We start from the raw sequence: 23,039 nt of genomic DNA on the forward strand, positions 1-23,039 counted from the left end.
CGTCGTCGGCGCGGCGAGTCGCAACGACCCGCCGGTGCGGCGGATTGGGCGGCGGGCGGTACGGTCGCCGGTGATGAGGCGGTGGGCGTTATGACGGACACGAACACGGGCCAGCAGAGTGCCGCCGGTGGCGGTGCTGGCCGCGCCAGCGTCGTGCTCGGCGGGGGGTTGGCGGCGGTGCTGCTCGCCGCGGTCGGTGCGACCGGTGGCTGGCTGCTGGCCGGCGAGGACGACTCGCCCCCTGGTGACCCGCTGGCCGTCGCGACCACGACCGGCGCGCCGACCAGCCGGACCAGCGCAGCCCGACCGACCAGCGGACGACCGACACCGTCGGCCGTCCAGACCTCCGCCACCTCGACCAAGGGGACCGGCCTGACCGTGCCCCCGGTGATCGGCACCGACTTCGAGCAGGCCCGGGAGATGCTGCGCAAGCAGCGGTTGGGGTGGCGGTTGGTCTTCGGTGGCGGCGTCGGTCGTACCGTCGAGAGCACCGCACCGGACGTGGGTACCGAGGTGGCCCGGGGGACGACTGTGCAGCTACAGGTCGCCGGGCCAGCGCCGGCCGCCGAGGTGCCGGACGTGGTCGGCAAGAGCTGCGCCGACGCCGCCGACGAGTTGGTCGACGAGGGCCTCTACCCGCGCTACGTCAGCGGACGCACCGGGAAGGTCAACCGGCAGGAGCCGACCGAGGACGGCCCGGCCCGGTGGAACGACCAGGTCAGCATCTGGTGTGGTGCGGCCTCCGTCGACCAGCCGACCACCAAACCGACCCCCTGATCCCCGGTCGGCGAGTCGCCTCCCGACGCATACCCGCCGCTGGGACGTGCCCGCTGCCGGCGCGGCTCGGCACGCTGATCCCCACCGATGGCGGTCTGGGCGGCTAGGTTGGCGGTCGAGGGCCATGACGCCCGTCCGGTTCGGGAAAGGACGTGCGATGAGCGACGACCGCCAGGAGCCTCCCGCCGGCGAGCACGACGACGACCAGACCCGCTCCCTGCCTCCCGCCGCTGAGCAGCCGGGCACGCCGGCCGACCGGACGGCGCCGATACCGCCGCCGTGGTCCGGGCGGGCCGAGGTGCGGTCGCCCCGGCCGGATGACGGGGAGTGGTACGTCGAGGATCAGGGTGGTCGACGATGGTGGTTGCCGATCCTCTGGGGCGTACTCGCGCTGCTGCTCGCCGGTCTGCTCGGGGGCGCGCTCTGGTTGGTGCTCGCCCAGCAGGATGACGACCGGGACGACCCGGGGTCCACGCCGTCCCTACCGCCGACCAGTGCCCCCAGCGCCCCGCCGACCAGCGCAGCCCCCACCTCGGCGGTACCCAGCAGCGAGACGCCGAGCAGCCCGCCGACCACGAGCGCACCGGCCGAGGTGCCGGTGCCACCGCTCGCCGGCCTGCCGCAGGCCACCGCCGAAGGGCTGTTGGATCGGCTCGGCCTGGCCTACCGGGTGGTGTACCGCCCGTCCGAGTTGCCGCCCGGGATCGTGGTGGGCACCGAGCCGGCGGCGGGCACGCCGGTGTCGACCGACGACGAGGTGGTGTTGGTCATCTCCCAGGCCGAACCCTCGACCGGGGCGAGTCCGACCACGCCGAGCCCCACGGTGACGCGCACGTCGTGACCGCTGGTCACCACATCCTGCGGCGGGTGCCGACGAGTCCGAGGCCGGCCAGGGAGATGGTGAGGCCGAAGATGCCGGACCAGAACAGGGAACGCCGGATGTCCATGGCGTTGTGCCCGGCGGGAGCTGCTTCGGTGAGGTCCTGACGGCCGTTGGACTGGCCGCCGGCACCCAGACCGGACGCCGGCCCGGTCGGGTCGGCAACGCCGGCGTGGTCGCCCGGGGCGTCGGCACCGATCCAGCCGGGTTCCTCGTAGCCGGACTGGTCGTCGCCCGTCGGCGGGTCGGAGTCGAGCACGGTGATCTCCGGTGCGGGCACCGGCGCGGTCAGCCGGGTGGACGACATCGCCGGGTCACGGAGGAGGACCAGGAGTGTCGCCATCGCCCCGAGGAGGGCGAGGAGTCCAAAGGCATAGGCGATACGGGAGCGGTGGTGCCGCCGCAGGGCGGGCTGATTGACCATGACCATCCCAGGGTCAGGGTCCTGGACGAGCGGGTGGAACGGTGCCGGGGTGGGCGTACCAATTCTATGGCGACGGCACGCCCACCGGCGGCGGATCGGGTCGGTCAGCCCACCCGGACCGGGGTTCGCGCGACCGGCCGGCGGGCCCGCACCGTGTGCGGACGGGGTTCGGGGGCGGCCTGCAGCTGCTGCAGCCCTTCCCGCTGGACGAAGATCGACCGTCGGGTGACCGCGTCGCCCGCGGCATTCAACTCATAACCGTCGAGCCAGAGCCAGCCGTCGTAGGTCGGCCAGTCGAGCACCCGGATCACCCGGAACTTGATCGGCCTGAGGAACTGGACACTCGCCGCGCGAGTCACGTGCAGTACGTCACCGGTGCGGGGAAGCACATGGGCTCCTGGGGAGGATTGGCCGGCGGCTGCGCCGGCGGTGCCTGAACGGGGGACGTCTCGGCCGGCGACGGGGTCGTGCCTCGTGAACCGGTGGTGCAGTTTGGCGGTGGTCGGGCCGTACTCCGCTGGTGGCGTGCCGCCACCCGACCACCACCCGGTTGCTTCCGGGAACCGCGCCCGCCGCCGCAGCTTGCCGGCTTGCAGCGGCGGGGTCTTCACCCCGGAGCAGGTCTCGTCGTCGTCGGCCGGGCTCGCGCCGTGCCCGGCGTCCCCGGATCGGTGGGGTCGCCACTCCGAGGGACCGAACAGAGACGCTGAGTGATCCGTGCCATACGGACAGAGTGCATCAGGGACGTGCTTCATGCAAGTTGCACGTCGACTTTTGCCGATACGTGAGCGTGTCGCGCGAAAGGGCTATTGAAGCCATCCGCGTCCGGGCGGCACACTGAGGGACGGTTTCGCCCGTCGCGGCCGGCCGAGGACCGGCACCACCCCTTCGTCGCGAACGCTCGCCGGTCGACGGTCGCGCCCCCGGCGGGTTTCACCCAGTGGCGCGTTACCGGAGGTAGCCCGAGTGGGGTCGAGCAGCCAGCGGCGGGGACCAGTGACACACGGGTTGCGCGATGAGTGAGCGGCGCAGTCCCACCATCAGACGGCGACGGCTCGGGGCCGAACTGCGCCGCCAGCGGGAGTCCGCCGGCATCACCATCGAGGTGGTCGCCGAACAGTTGGAGTGCTCGGCGTCGAAGGTCTCCCGGATCGAGACCGGGCACACCACGGCCACCCCTCGCGACGTGCGGGACATGCTGCGCATCTACGGCGTGGTCGGCGCCGAGAGCGACGAGCTCGTGCAGATCGCCCGGGAGGCCCGCCAAAAGGGCTGGTGGCATCCGTACAGCACGGTGCTCGTCGGCGCGTACGTCGGGCTGGAGGCGGCGGCGAGTTCGATCCGGGCGTACGAACAGCAGGTCGTGCCGGGTCTTCTGGAGACCGAGGAGTACGCCGGGGCGATGATCCGTGCCGCTCGGCCGGACTTCACCGCCGATCAGGTGCACCAAAGGGTGCGTGTCCGTCTGGGCCGTCAGTCGTTATTGACCCAGGACGATCCGGTCGATCTGTGGGTGGTGCTCGATGAGGCGGTGGTAAGTCGGCCGGTGGGCGGGGACGAGGTGATGCGCGGCCAGCTCAAGCGGTTGGTCGAGGTGGCCGAGTTGCCGAACGTGACGCTGCAGATCCTGCCCTTCGAGGTGGGTGCGCACGCCGGCATGGACGGCACGTTCACGATCCTCAGCTTCCCTGAGCCCGGTGATCCGGATGTTGTGTACGCGGAGAACGCCACGGGTGGGCTTTTCCTCGAGAAGAGCGACGAACTACAGAAGTACAGCTTCATCTTCGATCACATCCGCGCTGCGGCCATACGTCCGGAGGAGTCCGTCGCACACATCGCAAAACTGGCAGAGGAGCCGTTGTGGAAATGGCGACCAAGGGGTTCCCCGTGGACCTGACGCAGGCAGCATGGTTCAAGAGCTCGAAGAGCGGGCCGAACTGTGACAACTGCGTGGAGGTGGCGTACGTGACGGGGGCGGTCGGAGTGCGGGACTCGAAGGACAAGGCGGGCCCAGCCCTGGTCTTCGCGCCGGGTGACTGGCACGCCTTCGTCGCCGGCACCCGGGGTGGTGTGTTCGGCGCCGTCTGACCGACTGGTCAGTGAAGTCCCCGTCCGGTTCGCCGGACGGGGACTTTGCCGTGTCCCCGTAGTGCGGCGCCCGGTCGTCGCGACGGCGGTCGGCGAGGTTCCGTCGGGAATCCCGTCGCCACAGCGCCTCCGTCTCGTTGAACCGGTCGGTATGGCGCCGGTCGACGACCCCGCCGCACCGACCCGCAACCGAGCGAGTAGGCGAGACGGATGACGACGATCGGTTCAGACAACCTCACCACCGGTCCGGCAAAGCCGGAGCGGTTCGGTGGCAAGTACCGCGGCGCTCGTCGGGACACGGTTCTGACCGAGGTGGTCTCGACCGATCAGGAGTTGGGTGGTCGGGAGGGCGCATCCGAGGCGACGGAGCCTCCGCTCTCGCTGCCCTCACTGGACCCGAACCCGCTGATCGAGCCGTCGTTCCCGCCGACGGGTTGGCCGATGGAGCGGGCGGAGTCCCTGGCTGATCATCCGTTGCTGCGTGGCCTGCTGATGGAGTTGCCACCGAAGGGCACGGTGCCGTCGCAGGACTGGCTGGATCGCTGGTTCGAGGCGACCAGGTCGATCCTTGAGTTGCTATACGTGCAGAGCGCCAGCAGCCGTCCGCGCTGACCCTGCGGAGGCGGGCTGGGCCTGCTCGGCGAAGCGGTTGTGCCGGAGCGCGTGCCGCACGCCGATGACGACCACCGCGAGTGCGCCCACGGTGATGGCCGGCCCGGTGACACCAGGGTCGGCTCCGAGGTCGGTGCCGGCTGCCGCGATCAACGCCGGCGCCATGGCCAGGGCGGTCACCTGCAAGGGGAGCCCGACGAGCGGGTGGGCCGCAGCGGCGCGTAACCCGTGCGGAGCCGGTGTGGCGGGGGCGCTGGTGAACGCGCCCGCCCCGGCTCGTAGCCGGCGAATCCGCCGTACCGAGCAGAGCGTCGCCACGAGCGCCGGGCCGGCGGCCACGGTGAGCCCGGCGGCGGCCTGGTCGACCGGCGCGGTGCCGGCACTGAGCAGCCCAGCGCCGAGCACGGCCGCGGTGAGCGCCACGCCGGTGAGGGCCAGCACCAGCAACCATCCGGTACGCCGACGCAGCACGCGGGTGTTGTGCAGCCGGGGCAGCCCGTCGGCGACGACGCCGGCGGCCAGCCAGACGGCGGCGATCGGAAGCAGGATGGTGAGCTGACTCTCCATGTTCGAGAGTCTTTCCCGAATCCCGGCGAGGCGAATCCGGGCCCGTCCCCCGTTCGCCCCGGACGCCAGGCCCGTAGGGGGTCATCACTCGAAGGTATGGCTGTTTCGACATGTTCAACTGCCCGACGGCTGATCTACCCTCAGCTAGATCGGCAAGTGTCGATCGATGTTGGGGCCGGTGGTCTCGTTCCGCCGCCGGTCAGAGGGAGGTAGGAGATGGGTCTTCCACGAAGGTCCGTACTGGTCGGGGTGGCCGCGGTGACCGTGCTGGCCGTCGGCACCCCAGCCCTGGCCGCCGAACCCGTCGGTGTGGTTCGGGCCGCCGGCGGAGCCACCGCCGTGCCGGACAGCTACATCGTCGTACTCAAGGACAGCGCTGTGGCCCGGGACCGGGTCGGCGACACCGCGAAGCGGCTCTCCGGCCGCCACGGCGGCACGGTGGCCCGCACCTACGGCGCGGCGCTGCGCGGCTTCGAGGTCAAGGTGAACGCCAGCGCGGCGGCCCGGATCGCGGCCGACCCGGCGGTGGCGTACGTCGAGCAGAACCACACCGTCTCGATCGCCGGCACCCAGACCAACCCCCCGTCCTGGGGCCTGGACCGGATCGACCAGCGGAACCTGCCCCTGAACAGCTCCTACACCTACCCGAACACGGCGTCCAACATCCGCGCCTACGTCATCGACACCGGCGTGCTGTACGGGCACAACGACTTCGGTGGGCGGGCCGTCTCGGGATTCGACGCGGTGGACGGCGGCTCCGCCGACGACTGCAACGGCCACGGCACGCACGTTGCGGGCACGGTCGGCGGCTCGGCGTACGGTGTGGCCAAGGGCGTCCAGATCGTCGGCGTCCGGGTGCTCAACTGCCAGGGCAGCGGCACCAATGCCCAGGTGGTGGCCGGCATCGACTGGGTGACCGCGAACGCGGTCAGGCCGGCGGTGGCGAACATGAGCCTCGGTGGTGGCGCCAACAGCTCGATCGACACGGCAGTCACCAACTCGATCAACTCCGGCATCACCTACGCGGTAGCCGCCGGCAACGGCAACGCCCTCGGCGTCCGGCAGAACGCCTGCAACTACTCGCCGGCGCGGGTCGCCTCCGCGATTACCGTGGGTGCGACGCAGAACAACGACGCTGCGGCGAGCTTCTCCAACTTCGGCACGTGCGTCGACATTCTTGCCCCGGGTGTCAACATCACCTCGGCCTGGTACACCAGCAGCAGCGCGACGAACACCATCAGCGGCACCTCGATGGCGTCACCGCACGTTGCCGGCGCGGCGGCGCTGGTGCTCTCGGCGAACCCCTCCTGGACGCCGCAGCAGGTGCGGGACTACCTGGTCAACAACTCCACCCCCAACGTGGTGAGCAACGTCGGCACCGGCACCCCGAACCAGCTGCTGTACGTCGTGAACGGCACCCCGCCGGCCAACGACTTCTCCGTCTCGGTGTCCCCGACCTCCGGCTCCACCGCGCCGGGCGGCTCGGTGACGGCCACCGTCGGCACGGCCACCACCGCTGGCTCCGCCCAGTCGGTCAGCCTCTCCGCCAGCGGCCTGCCGTCCGGCGCGACCGCGTCGTTCAGCCCGTCGACGGTCACCTCGGGTGGCTCGTCCACGCTCACCATCGCGACCTCGGCGAGCACCCCCGCCGGCAGCTACCCCGTCACGATCACCGGCAGTGGTGCGGCGGGCACCCGCACGGCCACCTACACGTTGACCGTGACCGGATCGGGTGGCGGCTGCTCCGGCACCAACGGCACCGACGTGCCGATCCCGGACGCCGGCACGGCGGTGACCAGCTCGATCACCATCGCGGGCTGTGGCCGTAACGCCTCGTCGGCCTCCACCGTCGCGGTGAACATCGTGCACACCTACCGCGGCGACCTGGTCATCGACCTGCTCGCCCCGGACGGCAGCGCGTACCGGCTGAAGAACAGCAGCAGCTCGGACAGCGCCGACAACGTGAACACCACCTACACGGCCAACCTTTCCAGTGAGGCGGCGAACGGCACCTGGCGGCTCCAGGTGCGGGACGTCTACTCGGCCGACACCGGCTACATCAACACCTGGACCCTGACCCTCTGACCGGTCTCCCACGACCGAGGCCCCATGCCGGACACGCCCGGGTGGGGCCTCGTGTCGTACGGATCGGGCTCAGACCGAGAAGGTGGCCGGCCGCTCGGTGGCCGGTGCCGGCGGGCGGGCCTTCCACAGGCCGATCTTCTGCGCGGCGAGCCGGGTCAGGTAGGCCGGGTTGAGGATGACGTAGCGGCGCCAGAGCCGCTTCGGCTCCAGGCCGAGACGCCAGAACCACTCCAGGCCGGCGCGCTGCATCCACGGCGGGGGCTGGCGCAGCAGCCCGGCGTGGTAGTCGAAGGCCGCGCCGACCGCCATCAGCGGCATGTCGAGCAGCGGCCGCATGGCGTACGCGAAGACCTCCTGGCGCGGGCAGCCGAGCCCGACCAGGACCAGCCGGGCGCCACTGGACCGGATCCGGTCGGCGATCTCGGCATCCTCACCGGGCTGGACGGCCCGGAACTTGGACGGCTCCACCCCGGCGATCTTTAGCGCGGGGAACATCCGCTCCAGGGCCGGGATCAGCCGGCCGAGGGTCTCCTCGGTCGAGCCGTACAGGTAGACCGGCAGTCCCTCGTCGGCGAAGCGCGACAGCACGTGCAGGGTCAACGTCGGCCCGTACACCCGGTCGGCCAGCCCGGTGTGGTGCAGCATGTTGAGCGCCCACCGCACCGGCTGCCCGTCCGGCGTGACCACGTCGAAGGAGTTGAGCCGCGCGTTGTGCGCCGGGTCCAGCACTCCGGTCATCACCCCGTGCACGGCCAACGCGGTCAGCGCGAGGGGTCGCCGCTCGTGCGCCGCGGTCACCACCGCGTCGGTCGCCGTGGCGTAGTCGGTGGCGTCGACCAGGACGCCGAGCACGTTGCGTTTGGTCCGCATGGTCACGGCTGGGCCACCCACTTGTCCACGTTGGCCTCGTAGATCTCCCGCAGGATCATCGGCACGTCGTAGGTGATCTTCCAGTCCGGATACTGCGCCTCGAACCGGGCCATGCTGCTGACGTACCACTGGTGGTCGCCGGTGCGGTTCTGCTCGACGTAGTTGACCCGCGCCTCGCGGCCGGTGATCTCCTCGGCGATCCGGAACGCCTCGATGTGCGAGGTGTTGGAGTGCCGGCCGCCGCCGAGGTTGTAGACCTCCGCGGACCGCGGAGCCCGGAAGAACGCCTCGAACGCGGTCAGCACGTCGCGCGAGTGGATCGCGTCGCGGACCATCTTGCCCTTGTAACCGAACAGGTTGTATGTCCGGCCCTCCATGACGCAGCGCATCAGATAGGCCAGGAAGCCGTGCAACTCGGCCGCGGAGTGCGCCGGGCCGGTCAGCGTGCCGCCCCGGAAGCAGGCGGTCTTCATGTCGAAGTAGCGCCCGTACTCCTGGACCATCACGTCCGCAGCGACCTTGGAGGCGCCGAAGACCGAGTGCAGCGAGTGGTCGATCGACATCTCTTCGGTGATGCCCTCGTACCAGCGGTGGTCCTCGGGCAGCTCGTACCGGGTCTCCAACTCGATGAGCGGCAGGCCGTTGGGCCGGTCGCCGTAGACCTTGTTGGTCGAGCAGTGGATGAACGGGGCGTCGATCGCGTGTCGGCGGGTGTTCTCCAGCATGTTGAGCGTGCCGCCGGCGTTCACGTCGAAGTCCGTGTACGGCTCCTTGGCCGCCCAGTCGTGGCTCGGCTGCGCCGCGCTGTGGATCACCACTGCGATGTCTGAGCCGTACTTCTTGAACACCTGCTCCAGGCCGTCGCGGTCCCGGATGTCCACCGCGAAGTGGGTGTAGGCGTTACCCAGGTCACGGCTGAGCCGTTCCAGACTCCAGGAAGTGGAGCCGTCCTCGCCGAAGAAGTACCGGCGCATGTCGTTGTCGATGCCGACGACATCCAGACCGAGGCCGGCGAAATGCCGGACCGCCTCGGAGCCGATCAGACCACCCGACCCTGTCACCAACGCGACACTCACACGCCACTCCTGGTCCATCGGAGGCAGAATCCATCGCAGCATAGCGTGACGCCCGGCACGTCCCGATATGACGGAAGGGCCCCGCATCAAGCGGAGCCCTCGTCGGTGGTGGGGATGGGGGGAGTTGAACCCCCACGCCCTTTCGGGCACACGGACCTGAACCGTGCGCGTCTGCCATTCCGCCACATCCCCGTGGCACGACCCGAAACACTGTAGCCGCTCCGGTCCCGCTGTCTCCAACGGGCCTCGGGAATACTACGCTGTCCCTGGCGCTCGCCACGAGCGATTACCGTTCGTGGCGGACGAAAGATTAGCACGACACTCCCGGCCCTTCCGAACGGGCCGGGAGCAGCCGGCCGAGCGGCGTGTGAGCTGCGCGCGCGCCGGCCGGATACCATCATGTCCTCGGGACCCGAGGAGGAGCCGGTGAGCGTGCTGCAACGCTTCGAGAAGCGTCTGGAAGGCCTGGTCGAAGGGGCCTTCGCCAAGGTCTTCAAAGGGGTGGTCCACCCCGTGGAGATCCTCAACGCCATGCAGCGGGAGGCCGAGGCGCACAAGGCGATCCTGGCCGGTGGGCGCACGTTGGTGCCCAACCGCTACGTGATCGATCTCTCGCCGTTCGACCACAGTCGTCTGGCGCCGTACGCCGCCGCGCTGGCCCAGGAGCTGGCCCAGTCGCAGGCGGAGTTCATCGGCGAGCAGGCGTGGACGGTCTACGGCGACGTGATCGTCGAGATCGAGCGAGGCGAGGGCCTGGACACGGGCATGTTCCGGGTCACGGCCGAGGTCTACACCGGCGGCGAGGTCGCCCCGGTGTCGGCGCCCGGCTACGACGCCGGTCCGCCCGCCTACCCGACGTACGACCAGGGCGGCGGCTACGGCCCGCCGCCGGGGCACGGTGGCGGTCGCAACGTGCGGCTGGTCTCCGGCGACGGTCGCACCTACCCCCTCCAGATGGGGTCGACGGTGATCGGTCGCGGCGATCAGGCCAACCTGCGCCTGCCCGACGTCGGCATCTCCCGGCGACACGCCCGGCTGGATTTCGACGGGGGCCAGGTCGTGCTGACGGATCTGGGTTCGACCAACGGCACCATGGTGAACGGGCAGCGGGTTTCCGCCGTCGCGCTCAACCCCGGTGACATGGTCCAGCTCGGCACGACGACGCTGACCTTCCGCGTGGACGGCTGACCCGCCTTGCCGGAACTGGTCATCACCGTTGCCCGGTTCGGGTTCCTGATCCTGCTGTGGATTTTCGTGTTCACGGTGGTCGGCGTGATCCGTCGGGACCTCTTCGCGGGCGCCCGGTCCGGTCGTCTGGTGGCCGCGCCACGCGCGGTGGGCGCCTCAACGGGGCAGGCGGCCAAGCCAGCGAAGGTGAAGCGGGGCAGAGCGGCGCACCAGCTGGTGGTGACAGCCGGTCAGCTGGCCGGCACCAGGATCACTCTCGGTGAAGCGCAGATCACCATTGGTCGGGCTGAGGACTCCACCCTGGTCATCACCGACGACTACGCCTCCGCGCGACACGCCCGGCTCGTGCCGCGTGACGGGCAGTGGTACGTCGAGGACCTCGGCTCGACTAACGGCACGTACCTCGATCGCGCTAAGGTCACCGGACCAACCCCCGTCCCCCTCGGCGTGCCGATCCGGATCGGCCGCACTTCCCTCGAATTACGGCCATGACTCTGACCCTGCGCTATGCGGCCCACAGCGACCGCGGTCTGATCCGAGACGGCAATCAAGACTCCGTCTACGCCGGGCCGCGGTTACTCGCCGTTGCCGACGGCATGGGCGGTATGGCCGCCGGTGACGTCGCCAGCAACATCGTCATCGGTGCCATGGCGCCGCTCGACGAGGACGTCCCGGGGGACGCTCTCGTCGATGCGTTGCGTTCGGCCGTGGGCACCGCCAACCAACAACTCCGCGACACGGTGGACGCCAACCCGCAGTTGGAGGGGATGGGCACCACGCTGACGGCGACCCTGTTCACCGGCAGCAAGCTGGGCATGGTCCACATTGGCGACTCACGGGCCTATCTGCTGCGCAACGGCGAGTTCGCGCAGATCACCAAGGACGACACGTACGTCCAGATGCTCGTCGACGAGGGCCGGATCAGCGCCGAGGAGGCGAGTAGCCACCCGCAGCGGTCGCTGCTCACCCGCGCCCTCGACGGTCGGGACATCGACCCGGAGTACTCGGTACGCCAGGTCATGCCCGGCGACCGGTACCTGATCTGCAGCGACGGCCTCTCGGGTGTGGTCAGCGCCGAGACCATCGGCGAGACCCTGCGGGAGTACACCGACCCGCAGCAGTGCGTCGAGCGGCTGGTGCAGCTCGCGCTGCGCGGCGGTGGGCCGGACAACATCACGGTGATCATCGCCGACGCGACGGATCAGGACATCGTCGAGGCGACCCCGATCGTGGGTGGCGCCGCCGCCCGGGACCGGGGCATGGCGACCTCCGCCGACAACTCGACCCCGGCCGCCCGAGCCTCGGCGCTCTCCGCGCCGCGGCCGGCCGCGCCCGAGGAGCCGGCGGCCTCCGACGACGACGCCGACCGGCCGAAGCGACGCCCGGTCCGCACCGCCGCCATGGCGCTGGCCCTACTGGTGATCGTCGGCGGTGCTGCGTTCGGCGGCTGGACGTACACCCAGCGGCAGTACTACGTGGGTGCCACCGAAGAGGGCCAGGTGGCCGTCTTCCGGGGTGTCCAGGGTCAGATCGCCGGGATGGACCTGTCCAGCGTGCATCGCCGCAGCGGCACCCGCCTGGACGATCTCACGGTCGCCGCACAGGACACCGTCAAGGTCGGCATCCGGGCCAAGAGTGAGCCGGACGCCGAGCGTCAGCTCGCCGAGCTGACCAGCGACACGCCGAGCAACCCCAACCTGAAGCCGCTCTGCCCGCTGGACCCGACCGCCGCCGGGGGCAACACGCCCACGCCCACGCCGACGCCGATCGGTTCGACACCGACCCCGAACGGCAGCCCGAGCGTCAACGCGTCGCCGACCCCCAACGGGGTCGTCAGCGCGAGCCCGACCGTCGGTGCCACCACCGCTCTCGGTGGGGCCGGCGCGACCACCACACCCGACGTCACGCCCTCAGACTCGGCCACGCCGGCGCTCGACCCGGCCGGTTGCCGGTCTCCTGAGTGAGCGTCGGCTGAGATCCTGAGGACCCCACCCGTGACCGTAGCGGCCACACCGGCACCCTCGCCCGCCACTGCGGGCGAGCAATCCGGCGTACGCCTGGCGCGGTCGCGCCGCAACGCCGAGCTGTCCCTGTTACTGCTCGCGATGGTGTTGGTAGCCGCGTACGGGGCGACCGTCGAGGCGAACCTGCTGGATACGGTCACCCCGGATTTCTGGATGCCGGCCGCCGCGCTTGGCGCCGTCTTCCTCGGGCTGCACCTGGTCATCCGGTTCCTCGCCCCGTTCGCCGACCCGGCGCTGCTGCCGGCGGTGGCCCTGCTCAACGGGCTCGGGGTGGGCTTCCTGCGCCGGATCGACCTGGGTGACGCCCCGGTGGCCGAGCGGGAGAGCCTGGCCGTCTTCGCCGGGCAGGGCGGGCGCCAGTTGGCCTGGACGCTCGGTGCGGTGATCCTCGCCGCCGGCCTGCTCGTCCTCATGCGCGACCATCGGTCGATCTCCCGTTACGCGTACACCCTGGGGTTGGCCGGCATCGTGCTGGTGATGATCCCGGCGGTGCTGCCGTCGAGCATCTCCGAGATCAACGGCGCGAAGCTGTGGGTCCGGGTCGGCAGTTTCTCGATCCAGCCGGGTGAGTTCGCCAAGCTGGCGCTGCTGGTCTTCTTCGCCTACTACCTGGTGCGCAAGCGCGAGGTGCTGTCGCTGGCCAGCCGGCGCTTCCTCGGCATCGACTTCCCGCGCGGGCGTGACCTCGGGCCGGTGGTCGGCGTCTGGCTGATCAGCGTCCTGGTGCTGGTGTTCGAGAAGGACCTGGGCACTTCGCTGCTCTACTTCGGCATGTTCGTGGTGACCCTCTACATCGCCACCGAACGGGTCAGCTGGCTGCTGATCGGCCTGGTCCTCTTCTTCGGCGGCGCGTACCTCGCCTACTTCCTCGGCTCGACGGTCGGTGGGCCGTTCGCCAACTTCTACCTGCGGGCGGAGATCTGGCTCGACCCGTTCGCCGACCCGACCAACAAGGGCTACCAACTCGTGCAGGGCCTGCTCGCCCTGGGCACGGGTGGGCTCTTCGGTGCCGGGCCGGGCGGCGGTCAGCCGGAAATCCTGCCCGAGGTGCAGAACGACTTCATCTTCGCCGGCATCGGCGAGGAGATCGGCCTCTTCGGCCTCTCCGCGCTGCTGGTCGTCTACCTGCTGATCGTGGAGCGCGGGCTGCGTGCCGCGCTCGCGGTCCGGGACTCGTTCGGCAAGCTGCTCGCCGGTGGTCTGGCGTTCACCCTCGGCCTCCAGGTCTTCGTGATCGTCGGCGGGATCAGCAAGCTCATCCCGCTGACCGGTCAGACCACCCCGTTCCTGTCCGCCGGTGGGTCGTCGCTGATGGCCAACTGGCTGCTCATCGCGGTGCTGCTGCGGGTCTCCGACGGCGCCCGCCGACCGGTGACCGGAGGAGGCGGCGGCAAGGCCGTCCGTCCCAGCGGTGGCCCGCCCGAGCAGCTGCACGGTGCTCCCACGGAGGTGATCAAGCCGTGAACGCACCCCTGCGCCGCGTTGGCGTCGTTGTCATGGTCCTGTTCGGTCTGCTCTTCGCCAACCTCAACTGGATCCAGGCGTACAAGGCGGACGAATACCGCACCAGCGACTACAACGGTCGGGTCCAGGTCGCCGAGTACAACCGCAAGCGCGGCAACATCGAGGCCGGCGGCACGGCCCTGGCCACCAGCAAGGAGACCACCGGCAACCTGAAGTTCCGGCGCACCTACCCGGGTGGCGCCAAGTACGCCCACGTGCTCGGCTACAAGCCGGTCAACCTGGCGGACCAGGGCATCGAGAAGGTGGAGAACGACTTCCTGGCCGGCACCAGCGACCAGCTGATCGGCGACCGGTTGAAGGACATGTTCACCGGCGACGACACCGGTGGCGGCAACGTGCTGCTCACGCTCTCGAAGCGGGCGCAGGACACGGCGTACGACCAGTTGCGCAACAACCAGGTGGGGGCGAAGCGGGGCGCGGCGATCGCCATCGACCCGCGGACCGGCGCGATCCAGGCGCTGGTCTCCATGCCCAGCTTCGACCCGAACCCCTTGGCCAGCCACAACAGCAACGAGGCCGCCGCGGCGTACAACAAGCTGGAACAGGATCCGGACGGTCCGCTGAAGAATCGCGCGCTCTCCGAGACGCTGCCGCCGGGCTCCACCTTCAAGATCGTGGTGGCCGCGGCGGCGCTGGAGAACGGCGTCACCAAGACCACCCAGATCCCGGCCGGTCCCAGCTACACCGCGCCCACCTCGGGCACCCCGATCCGCAACGCCGCAGCGTCGATCTGCCCGGAGCGGCAGGTCACCCTGCTGGAGGCGGTCACCGAGTCGTGCAACACCGGCTTCGCCCAGCTCGGCGTACGGCTCGGCGCCGAGACTCTCAAGGAGAAGGCCCGTCAGTTCGGGTTCGAGCAGGACGACCTGACCGTCGGCCAGCTCGGCGAGGGCGGCCTGCCCACGGCGGCCAGTCGGACCGGGACCATGCAGAACCCGGACGGCAGCACCGACCCGGCCGCACTGGCCCAGTCCTCGATCGGCCAGAACAACGTCCGGATGACGCCACTCGAAGGCGCCATGATCGCCGGCTCGATCGCCAACAACGGCAGCCAGATGCGGCCGTACCTGGTCCGGCAGCTGCTCGCTCCGGACCGGACCACCAGCTACTACACCGCTAAGGCGCGGGAGCTGCGGCAGCCCGTCGAGCCGCAGGTCGCCGCCGACCTGCGCGAGATGATGGTCAGCGTGGTTCGGAACGGCACCGGCAAGAATGCCGCGATCAGCGGCTACACGGTCGGCGGCAAGACCGGCACCGCCCAGTCCGCTCCGGACCGGCCCGACCACGGCTGGTTCATCGGCTTCGCCCTGGACAAGAACGGCAACCCGGTCTCCGCGGTCTGCGTGATGCTGGAGCAGGCCGGCCCCGGCGGTAGCGCCGAGGCCGCTCGGATCGCCGGCCAGATCATGCGGGCCGCCATCGCCGACCCAGGGGGTCGCTGACATGCTCAGCCCCGGCGTGCAGCTCGGCAACCGCTACCGTCTCGACGAGCGGATCGCCAGCGGCGGCATGGGTGATGTCTGGCGCGGCACCGACCAGGTGCTCGGCCGGACGGTCGCGGTGAAGAGCCTGCTCCCCGCCCTGCTCGACGACCCGGACTTCGGCGAGCGGTTCCGCGGCGAGGCCCGCACCATGGCCACCATCAACCACCCCGGAGTGGTGGACGTCTACGACTTCGGCAACGACCAGCAGATCGCCTTCCTGGTCATGGAGTACGTCGAGGGCGACGCCCTGTCGTCCACGTTGAGCCGGGTCGGCCGGCTCACTCCGGCCCGGACGATGGCACTCGTTGCGCAGGCCGCCGACGCGCTGCACGCCGCGCACGAGAAGGGCATCGTGCACCGCGACGTGAAGCCGGGCAACCTGCTGGTCCGGCCGAACGGCACGCTGGTGCTGACCGACTTCGGCATCGCCCGCTCCGACCTGGTCGGCCAGCTCACCGCCGCCGGCTCGGTGCTCGGCACCGCCTCGTACATCTCGCCGGAGCAGGCCACCGGCGGCGTGGCCACCCCGGCGTCCGACGTGTACGCCCTCGGCGTGGTCGCCTACCAGTGCCTGGCCGGTCGGCGGCCGTTCGAGGGCGACAACCCCCTCGACATCGCGATGCGGCACGTCCGGGAGACGCCCCGGCCGCTGCCGGCCGACATCCCTCCGCAGGTGCGCGCCCTGGTGGAGCGGGCGTTGGCCAAGGACCCGGCCGCCCGCTGGCCGAGCGCCGCCGCACTCGCCGGGGTCGCCCGTCAGCTCAAGGCCACGCTCTCCCAGCAGGCTCGGGCCGCTGGCAACTCCGGGCCGGTCTCCGCGGCGCCCGCCTCACCCGCCGCGCCGGGCCGGGCCCAGGTGCCGCAGGCGCGCCAGTTGCGTCCGCCGGCCGCCCGCCCGCCGGCGGCCGGGCCGAGGCCGACCGCGATCGCGCCCGCCCAACAGCCACGCCCCACCGCCGTCGCGCCGGCCGTCCAGCCCGCTCGGCCGCAGGGTGCACCGAACGGCTACCCGCGCGGAGCCGCGGCGGTGCCGGCCGGGCCGCCCCGGCAGGACCACCCACCGGCGTACGCCCGGCAGGCCGGCCCGGTGGTGCCGGCACCCGAGCCCCAGCGGTCCCGGCCCGGGATGGTGCTTCTCGCCATCCTGCTGGCCGTGCTGGTCCTGCTCTGCTCCGGCGTGATTTCCTACAACCTACGGAAGCAGTCGCAGGCCGGTGGATCCGCCGGTCCGGCGCCGCGCACCGTGACGTCCGGCGTGCTACGACTCGACGGACGCGACGATCCGACCCGGACGTCGTACCGTCGGGAGGTACGACTCCAGCCGGGCGACGGCGGGACGACGACGAGCGAAGGACGACAGACGCGATGACAGCGCAGGCCCGCCTGCTCGGTGGCAGGTACCAGGTCGGCGAGCTGCTCGGCTATGGCGGCATGGCCGAGGTGCACCGTGGTCGCGATCTCCGACTCGGTCGGGACGTCGCGATCAAAATGCTCCGCACCGACCTTGCCCGCGACGCGACGTTCCAGATGCGGTTCCGTCGGGAGGCGCAGAACGCCGCCTCGCTCAACCACCCGGCGATCGTGGCGGTCTATGACACCGGCGAGGAGACCGCGCCGACCGGCGAGACGCTGCCGTTCATCGTCATGGAGTTCGTCAACGGGCGGACCTTGAAGGAGGTCCTCGGCGCCGAGGGGCGACTGCAACCGCGCCGGGCGCTGGAGATCTGCGCCGACATGTGTGCCGCACTGGAGTTCAGCCACCGGCACGGCATCATCCACCGGGACATCAAGCCCGGCAACGTGATGCTCACCCAGACCGGCCAGGTCAAGGTGATGGACTTCGGCATCGCCCGCGCATTGGCCAGCGGTGCGACCACCATGACGCAGACCAGCGCGGTGATCGGCACGGCACAGTATCTCTCCCCGGAGCAGGCGCGCGGCGAGGCTGTCGACGCGCGCTCCGACGTGTACGCGGCCGGCTGCGTGCTCTTCGAGCTGGTCTGCGGGCACCCGCCGTTCGTCGGGGACAGCCCGGTCAGCGTCGCGTACCAGCACGTACGGGAGACGCCGCCGACGCCGAGCGACATCAACCCGGACGTCACCCCGGCCGTCGACGCGATCGTGCTCAAGGCGCTGTCGAAGAACCCGCTCAACCGCTACCAGAGCGCCGGCGAGATGCGGGCCGACCTGCTCCGTGCCGCCGCCGGCCGGCCCGTGCTGGCCACTCCGGTGCTGCGCGAGGCGGAGACGGTGGCGATGGCCCCGGCCGGCGGTGGGGGCGGCTATCCGGCTCCCGGCCGTGGGCCGCAGACCGGGCAGATTCCCGCTCGGGTCGGCGACCCGCGTCAGCGCAAGGCGTCCTCCTGGCTGATCGCGATGTTCAGCGCGGTCGGCGTGCTGGCGGTGATCGCGCTGGTCGCCGCCCTGCTCTGGAGCCAGCAGGGCAAGGACCTGAAGTCGGTGCCCACTCTCACCGGCAAGACCCGTGACGCGGCGATCGCCGAGATCCAGCAGGCCGGGCTTTCACCGAAGGTGGGTGAGCCGGTGCTGGCAAGCGACTGCACGAAGGGCAACGTCGTCAACCAGGATCCGGCACCGGCGAGCCGGCTGGAGCAGAACGGCACGGTCACCATTCAGGTTTGTGGCGGCGTTCCCGAGGTACGCGTTCCGGCCGGGCTGAAGGGCAGCAAGCGGGAGAGCGCCATCGCCCGGCTCACCGAGGCGAAGCTCAAGTACGACATCAAGACGGTGGACGACGAGGCGAGCCAGGACGAGGTTCTCAAGGTCGACCCGCCGGAGGGCGAGAGCGTGCCGGAGGGCACGAAGGTGACGCTCACCGTCTCGAACGGCAAGGTGCGTGAGGTGCCGGACGTGGTCGGGTTGAGCCAGGAGGAGGCCACCCGGGTCCTCCGCAACGCCGGCTTCACCGTCGTCCCGGACGAGGGGCCGGAGGTGCCGGCCGCCGAGGCGGGGAAGGTCACCAACCAGAGTCCGAACGGCAAGGAGAAGAAGCCCACCGGCACGAGGGTGACCATTAAGGTGAGTCAACCCGAGCCGGAGACCGACCCGACGCCCACAGTGACGCCGACGGTCACGCCGACGACCACGCCGACAACTCCCGGCACCGGAGGCGGCATCGGTCTGCCGTTCCCGCCCCCGCCGAGCCGGCCCCAGGACTAGGCCACCCGCGGGCATCGGCATGACCGAGGCTGAATCACCCCCGGCCGGGGCGGTACGGCGGTGGCCTCGCCGCCTCCGATGGCTGGCCGTCGCGGGCCTTGTCCTGCTGGTGCTCGCCAGCTCCCCGTGGCTGTGGACCACGCTCGCCGCCCGCGGCCACGTGTACGCCGCCGCCGACGCGCCGACCGCCGATGTGGTGATCGTGCTCGGCACCGAGGTGGCAGCCGATCGACAGCGGCCGGGTGACCGTCTCGCCGGCCGCCTGGACACCGCCGCCGACCTGGTGGCCAACGGGCGGGCCACTGTCGTCCTGGTGTCGGGCGACGGCGGGGGCGCGTCCGGCGACGAGCCCACGGTGATGACGACGTACCTCGCCGAGCGCGGTGTCGACAGGCGTCGGGTGGTGGCCGACCCGTTCGGCCTGGACACCTACGACAGTTGCGCCAGAGCGCGCGAGGTGTACGGCGTCGAGCGGGCCCTGATCGTCACCCAGTCCTACCACCTGTCCCGGGCGGTGACGCTGTGCCGGCATCTCGGCCTCGACGTCGACGGGGTGGCCGCCCGCTGCGACGGTTGTGGTGCCGCTCTGCTCGCCGAGAAGTCGGTTCGGGACTACTTCGCCAGTGGCAAGGCGGCCTGGGACGCGGTCCGCGACCGGCCACCAGCAGTGCGCTCACCCGCGGACCCCGCGATCCAGCAGGCGCTGCGGGGCTGACCCGCCTGGCAACGGCTCCGAACCTGAGCCCCCGTCCGTCCGGCGCTCAGGTGGTGGCGAAGGCCGCGCGACGACGGGCGTCGACCTCGGCGGCCAGCGCCGGCGCGCGCTCCAGCGCCTCGGGGTGACCGCAACTGGCCAGCCAGTTGGCCAGCATCAGGTGGCCGCCCTCGGTGAGCACCGACTCCGGGTGGAACTGGACACCCTCGATGGGCAGCGTCCGGTGCCGCATCGCCATCACCACGCCGGAGCCGGTCCAGCCGGTGACCTCCAGCTCGTCGGGCAGCGTCTCGGGCAGCACGGCGAGGGAGTGGTAGCGGGTGGCGGTGAACGGATCGGGCAGGCCGGCGAGGACACCGACCGAGTGGTGTCGTACCTCGGAGGTCTTTCCGTGCAGCAGCTCGGGGGCGCGCGTCACGGTCGCCCCGAACGCCTCGCCGATCGCCTGGTGGCCGAGGCAGACACCGAAGATCGGTAGCTTGCCCGCGTACTCCCGGATGACGTCCAGGCAGATGCCGGCCCGGTCGGGGCTGCCCGGCCCGGGCGACAACAGGACGCCGTCCGCGCCCACCCCGCCCACCTCGGCGACGTCGATCTCGTCGTTGCGGCGGACCTCGCAGTCCACGCCGAGCTGGCCCAGATATTGCACCAGGTTGAAGACGAAGGAGTCGTAGTTGTCGATCACCAGGACGCGCATGGTCACCTGCTCGGGGAGGGAGGCGCGGGGTTGTTCTGGTCGGTGTCGTACGGCAACTCGTGCTCGTCGCCGGCCGGGGTCTCCACGGTCACCGGGTCGCCACCACCCGTCTCGCCGGGTACGCCCGACTCGACCTGCACGTCGTCGAAGGGCAGCAGGGGTTCCGCCCAGGGGAAGGCGACATACCACAGCAGGGCCACCGTGGCGGCCACGAGCAGCACCGAACCGGTCAGCTTTCCGACCAGGCCGAACGGCAACTTGCGCCAGATGAACGCGTACATCGGGTCAGCCTCCCAGCTCCGCCGGGCGGCCCGCGGACTTGGGTTGGGTGCGGTCCAGTTCGGCGTGGATGATCAGCCGTTGGTAGTTGTCGAACTTCGGGTTACAGGTGGTGAGGGTGAGCATCCGCTTGGTCGGCTTCTTGTCCGGCTCGCCGGGCACCGGCGCCACCACTTCGACCTGGGTCGGCCGGACGATCCGCGACTGCGACACCCGGTAGACGTACCAGTCGGTCTTGCTCTCGACCACGATCGGGTCGCCTTCGTCGAGCTCGTCCAGCCGCCAGAAGGTGGCCCGGTTGCGGTGGCCGGCGACGGAGAAGTTGCCCACCTGGCCGGGGAGGGCACTGGTCGGGTAGTGGCCCGGGGCGTAGCGGATGTCCTCCTGGGTGACGCCCTCGACCACAACCCAGTTCTTGTCGAGCTTGGGGATGTAGAGACCGGCGAGCGGCTTCCCACGTACCGGTGGAGATGGTTTGGCGCTCGGCGCCGCTGCCGACGGGGCGACCGTCGGGTCGTCGGTTGGGCCCCACGCCTGAGCCAGTTCGTTGTTGAGGTCGTTCTGGTGGGCGTCGACGATGGCCGACTTGCCCCAGACCTCGTAGCCGGCGAAGAGCAGGACCACCAGGCCGAAGGTGATCAGGATTTCACCGGTGATGCGGACGCCGGTGCGCAGTCGCGAGGCGAACGACGGACGGGTGAGCTCGGAGTAGACGCTCTTGTAACCCTCACCGGTCTGGTGCGGCCGGAGTTGGACCACCCGCTCCCCGCGTCGAGGTTGCGGAGGCTCGGCGGGGTTGTCGCCGGTCGGCTCGTCGGGGACCGCGGTGCGGGGGACGGCACCCATCAGCGCGGTCGAGTCCATGGTCGGCGGCCTGGTCGCGGGTGTGGCGGGCACGGCCGGAATCAGCGCGGTGGCGGCCGGATCCGCACCGCGCTCCCCTCCCGCGGTCGGCGGAACCCGGCTCGGCCCGGTCGGCGGAACCCCGCTCGGCCCGGCCGGCGGAACCCCGCTCGGCCCGGTCGGCGGAACCCGGCTCGGCCCGGTCGACCCGAAGCCCCCCGACCCGACCGCCGCGGTGCGGTCGGGGGCGGCCGGTGAGACCGGGGTGGCCGGGGAACCGGTGGGGCGCGCGGGCCGGGCGGTGACGTGCGGAATGTAGGCGGTCGGCGAGTCGGCCACCGGCGGGGTCGAGAGGCCGGACGGGGAAGGCTGGTTCGGAGTGCTGGACGACGTCGGCCGGGTCGGCATGGGCATCCCGCCGGGCGTAGCCGGCCGGGTCGGGGCGTTGCCGGGCGCGGCGGGCCGAACCGGGCCCGAGTTGGTGGCGGTCGGTCGACCGGGGGTGGACGCGGGGGGGACCCCGGCACCTCCGCGCGGGCCCGACGCGGGAGCTGCGGCGCCCGGCCAGGGCGGCGGGGCTTCGACACCCGGGCGACCCGGGGTGTTGGTCGGCTCGGGCCGGTCGGCGCTCGGCCGCATCGGTTGCTCGGTACGCGGCGACTCGACGGAGCGCGGCGGCTCAGGAGGCGACGGGCGGGCCGCGCCACCCCGGGTGGGCAGCACCGGTGCTGGCCAGTTGCCGGCCGGCGTCGGCCGGTCGGGTGCCGCCGACTCGGGTCGGTCGAACTTGGGCAGGAAGGCGGTCGGCTCGTCGGCCTGGTCCCGGTGTCGCCCGTCGCGACGATTGTCCGGCCCGCTCATTTGGGCACCGTAGCCGAGCGCAGGGCGGTGGAATCCTCGAATGCGGGAACTCGCACCGTGGAGGCCGTCTCCTTGTAGCCGAGCTGGTAGTCGTCGACCGCGTCCTTGAACAACCGGACTCCCTCAGAGCTGGCGAGGGCCTGCTGGAGGGCAGCGGGGTCGCCGATTGCTACGATCTTGAACGGTGGGGAGTACACCCGGCCATGGAGTAGCAGGGTGTTACCGACGCAGCGTACCGCGCTGGTGGTGAGCACGCGGACGTTCATGATTGACATGGCTTCGGCTCCGCCGGCCCAGAGCGCGTTGACCACCGCCTGCACGTCCCCCTGATGCACCACGAGGTCGTCGTTGCTGGCGTCCGCCTGGGTCTGGTCCAGCTGTGGCGCGTCGTTCAGCTCGACAGTGACCCCGGGCCCGGTGAGGGCGGTGAACCCGGCGGCCTGGAGGCTGCCCTGGGCGCGGTTCTGCTGCTCCTTGATCGGGGCGTCCGAGCCGGCCAGTGTGTCGGTCCGTTGCTCCACCTCGCCGCGCAGGGTGGCGGCGCGACGTTCGCTGGCTGCCACCTGTTCGCGTCGGTCCTCGATGAGCTGGTTGAGCTGGGGGCGCCGGTCCTCACGGAGTGCGGTCCCGCCCGCGGTGGTCGCGGTGGTGGTGAAGAGCAACCCGGCCGCTGCGGCGATCAGGGGCACCCCGATCGACCAGCCCGGACGGCGTTGGCGCGGTCGCCGGGGCAGCAGCCCGGCGGCGGCCCGTCGGAGGACCTTCTGCCAGGAGGTTGCGCCGGATGTGTACTCCACCGAGCGTTCCTTCCGCGTGTCGGGGATCAGTCCGTGCCGGCTGGGCCGGTGAAGCGAACAGTCCCGCC

23 protein-coding genes and 1 tRNA gene are annotated in these 23,039 nt (G+C 71.1%); 14 read left to right on the top strand and 10 right to left on the bottom strand.

All coding sequences use genetic code 11. The annotated features are described in order from the left end of the window. Positions 1-90: 90 nt before the first annotated feature. A complete protein-coding gene (locus ACIBF8_RS15105; RefSeq protein WP_396783410.1) occupies positions 91-777 on the top strand; it encodes a PASTA domain-containing protein in 687 nt (228 codons plus the stop codon). Positions 778-934: 157 nt separating this feature from the next. After that, on the top strand, positions 935-1,618 hold the full coding sequence (locus ACIBF8_RS15110; protein WP_396783412.1) for a PASTA domain-containing protein: 684 nt from the start codon (positions 935-937) through the stop codon (positions 1,616-1,618). Between the two features lie 7 nt (positions 1,619-1,625). Here ACIBF8_RS15110 and ACIBF8_RS15115 read toward each other — a convergent pair whose 3' ends face one another. Together ACIBF8_RS15115 and ACIBF8_RS15120 are read right to left on the bottom strand one after the other, a co-directional pair. Beyond that, positions 1,626-2,087 (bottom strand): hypothetical protein, encoded by a 462-nt coding sequence (locus ACIBF8_RS15115; RefSeq protein ID WP_396783414.1) that lies wholly within the window; start codon positions 2,085-2,087, stop codon positions 1,626-1,628. A gap of 98 nt (positions 2,088-2,185) precedes the next feature. After that, positions 2,186-2,470 carry a hypothetical protein gene (locus ACIBF8_RS15120; RefSeq protein ID WP_124775688.1) on the bottom strand — a complete coding sequence of 95 codons (285 nt, stop codon included), beginning with the start codon at positions 2,468-2,470 and terminating at the stop codon, positions 2,186-2,188. Positions 2,471-3,096: 626 nt separating this feature from the next. Here ACIBF8_RS15120 and ACIBF8_RS15125 point away from each other — a divergent pair. The 3 genes from ACIBF8_RS15125 (at position 3,097) to ACIBF8_RS15135 (ending at position 4,781) form a co-directional block, all read left to right on the top strand. Beyond that, positions 3,097-3,978, top strand: coding sequence for a helix-turn-helix transcriptional regulator (locus ACIBF8_RS15125; RefSeq protein ID WP_030487606.1), 882 nt, complete (start codon positions 3,097-3,099; stop codon positions 3,976-3,978). Further along, a complete protein-coding gene (locus ACIBF8_RS15130) occupies positions 3,948-4,169 on the top strand; it encodes a DUF397 domain-containing protein (RefSeq protein WP_088986986.1) in 222 nt (73 codons plus the stop codon). Before ACIBF8_RS15125 ends, ACIBF8_RS15130 begins: the two co-directional genes overlap by 31 nt. 210 nt (positions 4,170-4,379) lie before the next feature. Further along, the gene (locus tag ACIBF8_RS15135) at positions 4,380-4,781 is read left to right on the top strand and encodes a hypothetical protein (RefSeq protein WP_396783416.1); all 402 of its coding nucleotides are present in this window, start codon (positions 4,380-4,382) and stop codon (positions 4,779-4,781) included. Here the strand turns inward: ACIBF8_RS15135 and ACIBF8_RS15140 are convergent. Continuing rightward, on the bottom strand, positions 4,746-5,348 hold the full coding sequence (locus ACIBF8_RS15140; protein ID WP_396783418.1) for a hypothetical protein: 603 nt from the start codon (positions 5,346-5,348) through the stop codon (positions 4,746-4,748). The genes ACIBF8_RS15135 and ACIBF8_RS15140 overlap by 36 nt on opposite strands. A 216-nt stretch (positions 5,349-5,564) precedes the next feature. On the opposite strand from ACIBF8_RS15140, the gene ACIBF8_RS15145 reads away from it, so the two are divergent. Beyond that, the gene (locus ACIBF8_RS15145) at positions 5,565-7,433 is read left to right on the top strand and encodes a S8 family peptidase (RefSeq protein ID WP_396783420.1); all 1,869 of its coding nucleotides are present in this window, start codon (positions 5,565-5,567) and stop codon (positions 7,431-7,433) included. A 69-nt stretch (positions 7,434-7,502) separates the two neighbouring features. Here ACIBF8_RS15145 and ACIBF8_RS15150 read toward each other — a convergent pair whose 3' ends face one another. The 3 genes from ACIBF8_RS15150 to ACIBF8_RS15160 all read right to left on the bottom strand — a co-directional run bounded on the left by ACIBF8_RS15150 (position 7,503) and on the right by ACIBF8_RS15160 (position 9,571). Further along, a complete protein-coding gene (locus ACIBF8_RS15150; protein WP_396783762.1) occupies positions 7,503-8,303 on the bottom strand; it encodes a WecB/TagA/CpsF family glycosyltransferase in 801 nt (266 codons plus the stop codon). A 2-nt stretch (positions 8,304-8,305) separates the two neighbouring features. Continuing rightward, positions 8,306-9,421 carry an NAD-dependent epimerase/dehydratase family protein gene (locus ACIBF8_RS15155; RefSeq protein WP_396783421.1) on the bottom strand — a complete coding sequence of 372 codons (1,116 nt, stop codon included), beginning with the start codon at positions 9,419-9,421 and terminating at the stop codon, positions 8,306-8,308. A gap of 64 nt (positions 9,422-9,485) precedes the next feature. Further along, positions 9,486-9,571 (bottom strand) — tRNA-Leu (locus ACIBF8_RS15160). Positions 9,572-9,778: 207 nt separating this feature from the next. Between ACIBF8_RS15160 and ACIBF8_RS15165 the strand changes: the two genes are divergently transcribed. From ACIBF8_RS15165 to ACIBF8_RS15200, 8 genes are read left to right on the top strand one after another with little or no spacing between them, the layout of a single operon-like run. Next, positions 9,779-10,567: a DUF3662 and FHA domain-containing protein gene (locus tag ACIBF8_RS15165; RefSeq protein ID WP_269681726.1), complete on the top strand. Its 789-nt coding sequence runs from the start codon at positions 9,779-9,781 to the stop codon at positions 10,565-10,567. Between the two features lie 6 nt (positions 10,568-10,573). Then, positions 10,574-11,059, top strand: coding sequence for an FHA domain-containing protein (locus ACIBF8_RS15170; protein WP_088986981.1), 486 nt, complete (start codon positions 10,574-10,576; stop codon positions 11,057-11,059). Then, positions 11,056-12,531 carry a protein phosphatase 2C domain-containing protein gene (locus tag ACIBF8_RS15175; protein ID WP_396783424.1) on the top strand — a complete coding sequence of 492 codons (1,476 nt, stop codon included), beginning with the start codon at positions 11,056-11,058 and terminating at the stop codon, positions 12,529-12,531. Before ACIBF8_RS15170 ends, ACIBF8_RS15175 begins: the two co-directional genes overlap by 4 nt. A 30-nt stretch (positions 12,532-12,561) precedes the next feature. After that, the gene (locus ACIBF8_RS15180; protein ID WP_396783426.1) at positions 12,562-14,055 is read left to right on the top strand and encodes an FtsW/RodA/SpoVE family cell cycle protein; all 1,494 of its coding nucleotides are present in this window, start codon (positions 12,562-12,564) and stop codon (positions 14,053-14,055) included. Next, the gene (locus ACIBF8_RS15185; protein WP_396783428.1) at positions 14,052-15,557 is read left to right on the top strand and encodes a peptidoglycan D,D-transpeptidase FtsI family protein; all 1,506 of its coding nucleotides are present in this window, start codon (positions 14,052-14,054) and stop codon (positions 15,555-15,557) included. The genes ACIBF8_RS15180 and ACIBF8_RS15185 overlap by 4 nt, the downstream gene beginning before the upstream one ends. A 1-nt stretch (position 15,558) precedes the next feature. Continuing rightward, positions 15,559-16,968, top strand: a complete 1,410-nt coding sequence (locus ACIBF8_RS15190) for a protein kinase (protein WP_396783429.1) — start codon at positions 15,559-15,561, stop codon at positions 16,966-16,968. Further along, on the top strand, positions 16,965-18,779 hold the full coding sequence (gene pknB / locus ACIBF8_RS15195; RefSeq protein WP_396783431.1) for a Stk1 family PASTA domain-containing Ser/Thr kinase: 1,815 nt from the start codon (positions 16,965-16,967) through the stop codon (positions 18,777-18,779). The genes ACIBF8_RS15190 and pknB overlap by 4 nt, the downstream gene beginning before the upstream one ends. Positions 18,780-18,798: 19 nt before the next feature. After that, positions 18,799-19,494, top strand: coding sequence for a vancomycin high temperature exclusion protein (locus tag ACIBF8_RS15200; protein WP_396783432.1), 696 nt, complete (start codon positions 18,799-18,801; stop codon positions 19,492-19,494). 46 nt (positions 19,495-19,540) lie between these two features. On the opposite strand, the gene ACIBF8_RS15205 is transcribed toward ACIBF8_RS15200, so the two are convergent. The 4 genes from ACIBF8_RS15205 to ACIBF8_RS15220 are packed head-to-tail and all read right to left on the bottom strand — an operon-like array spanning position 19,541 to position 22,971. Next, positions 19,541-20,191 carry an aminodeoxychorismate/anthranilate synthase component II gene (locus ACIBF8_RS15205; RefSeq protein ID WP_396783434.1) on the bottom strand — a complete coding sequence of 217 codons (651 nt, stop codon included), beginning with the start codon at positions 20,189-20,191 and terminating at the stop codon, positions 19,541-19,543. 2 nt (positions 20,192-20,193) lie between these two features. Further along, positions 20,194-20,472, bottom strand: a complete 279-nt coding sequence (locus ACIBF8_RS15210; protein ID WP_363608600.1) for a hypothetical protein — start codon at positions 20,470-20,472, stop codon at positions 20,194-20,196. A 4-nt stretch (positions 20,473-20,476) separates the two neighbouring features. After that, positions 20,477-22,174 carry a class E sortase gene (locus ACIBF8_RS15215; RefSeq protein ID WP_396783436.1) on the bottom strand — a complete coding sequence of 566 codons (1,698 nt, stop codon included), beginning with the start codon at positions 22,172-22,174 and terminating at the stop codon, positions 20,477-20,479. Then, on the bottom strand, positions 22,171-22,971 hold the full coding sequence (locus ACIBF8_RS15220) for a DUF881 domain-containing protein (RefSeq protein ID WP_396783438.1): 801 nt from the start codon (positions 22,969-22,971) through the stop codon (positions 22,171-22,173). Before ACIBF8_RS15220 ends, ACIBF8_RS15215 begins: the two co-directional genes overlap by 4 nt. Between the last annotated feature and the right edge of the window lie 68 nt (positions 22,972-23,039).

Origin of the sequence: Micromonospora sp. NPDC050276, assembly GCF_044459545.1 — a bacterium.
GTDB lineage: Bacteria > Actinomycetota > Actinomycetes > Mycobacteriales > Micromonosporaceae > Micromonospora.